This is a genomic window from Aeromonas sp. Marseille-Q5825 (assembly GCF_946892685.1).
Lineage (GTDB): Bacteria > Pseudomonadota > Gammaproteobacteria > Enterobacterales > Aeromonadaceae > Aeromonas > Aeromonas rivipollensis.
The window spans coordinates 1-1820 of record NZ_CAMPOU010000010.1 but is presented as its reverse complement, the minus strand read 5'-3'; the positions used below and the strand labels follow the sequence as shown (position 1 = coordinate 1820).

Sequence of the window (1820 nt, the reverse complement as noted above, 5' to 3'; positions counted from 1 at the left end):
TGGACGGCGCGATCCTGGTAGTAGCCGCGACTGACGGCCCGATGCCGCAAACTCGTGAGCACATCCTGCTGGGTCGCCAGGTTGGCATCCCGTACATGATCGTGTTCATGAACAAGTGCGACATGGTCGACGACGAAGAGCTGCTCGAACTGGTCGAGATGGAAGTTCGTGAACTGCTGACCGAGTACGACTTCCCGGGTGATGACCTGCCGGTAGTTCGTGGTTCCGCGCTGAAAGCGCTGGAAGGCGACGCTGCATGGGAAGAGAAGATCATCGAGCTGGCTCACCACCTGGATACCTACATCCCGGAGCCGGAGCGCGCCATTGACCTGCCGTTCCTGATGCCTATCGAAGACGTCTTCTCCATCGCTGGCCGTGGTACCGTTGTTACCGGTCGTGTAGAGCGCGGTATCGTCAAGGTTGGTGAGACTGTAGAAATCGTCGGTATCAAAGACACCGTTTCTACCACCTGTACCGGTGTTGAAATGTTCCGCAAACTGCTGGACGAAGGCCGTGCTGGTGAGAACGTTGGCGCCCTGCTGCGTGGCGTGAAGCGTGAAGAAGTTGAGCGTGGTCAAGTACTGGCCAAGCCGGGCTCCATCAAGCCGCACACCAAGTTCGAATCTGAAGTGTACGTGCTGTCCAAAGAAGAAGGTGGTCGTCATACTCCGTTCTTCAAGGGCTACCGTCCGCAGTTCTACTTCCGTACTACCGACGTGACCGGTACCATCGAACTGCCGGAAGGCGTAGAGATGGTAATGCCAGGCGACAACATCAAAATGGTTGTTACCCTGATCGCCCCGATCGCGATGGACGACGGCCTGCGTTTCGCTATCCGTGAAGGTGGCCGTACCGTAGGTGCTGGTGTTGTAGCTAAAGTTATCGCTTAATCGATACTTTAAATGCACACATGAAAGGGGTGGCTTCGGCTGCCCCTTTTATTTTTTGGGGCGTTATTCCCCCAGTGAGACACTTTTAAAACATCTATTACCGAGGTAGTGCCCGTGAGTAAACCCGCCATTTTTCTGGATCGTGACGGAGTCATCAACGAAGACACCGGTTATGTCAGCCAGGTCGATGACTTCCATTTTCTGCCCGGGGTGATCGAAGCCCTGCAACTGCTGAAGAAAAAGGGCTATCTGTTGATCGTCGTCACCAACCAGTCCGGCATCGCCCGCGGCTACTTTAGTGAAGACGACTTCATGAACCTGACCGAGTGGATGGACTGGTCACTGGCTGACCGGGACGTTGACCTCGATGGCATCTATTTCTGCCCCCATCATCCGGATCACGGCGCTCCCTGTGATTGCCGCAAACCTGCACCCGGCATGCTGCTGTTGGCGCAACAGGAGCTGGGCATCGACATGGCGCGTTCTTATATGGTGGGTGACAAGCCTTCCGACCTGAAAGCGGCCATCAATGCCGGGGTCGGACACAAGGTGATGGTACGCACCGGCAAGGTAGTGACTGATGAGGGCACTGCACTGGCTGATACCATCTATGACAATCTGCACGATTTTGCCGTTTCAGCACCTGTCGCGGGCTGATTTCGTTCGCTTAATATGCGCATTGGTGGCTTTGTGAGCGAACGGTTGATGAAAGCCATCTTTTTGCAATTATCTGCTTGCCAGAAAGTTTCAGCTCCCTATAATGCGCCTCCATCGACAGGGCAAGCGGCAACGCAAACAACCTCGTCGATAACCTCGAAAAGCCTTTGAAAATAAGGCTTGACTCGAGAAGGCGGTTGAGTAGAATTCCACTCCCGCAGCAACGAACTGTTGCGTCGCTCTTTAACAATTTGAATCAAGCAATCTGTGTGG

2 protein-coding genes are annotated in these 1820 nt (G+C 54.4%); both read left to right on the top strand.

The window, feature by feature from the left end; genetic code table 11:
* Window positions 1-890, top strand: an 890-nt coding sequence (tuf, locus tag OC537_RS20550; RefSeq protein WP_262114043.1) for an elongation factor Tu, incomplete at its 5' end; no start/stop codon positions are given.
* Window positions 891-1004: 114 nt separating this feature from the next.
* Window positions 1005-1547, top strand: coding sequence for a D-glycero-beta-D-manno-heptose 1,7-bisphosphate 7-phosphatase (gene gmhB, locus OC537_RS20545; protein ID WP_262114041.1), 543 nt, complete (start codon window positions 1005-1007; stop codon window positions 1545-1547).
* Window positions 1548-1820: the final 273 nt, after the last annotated feature.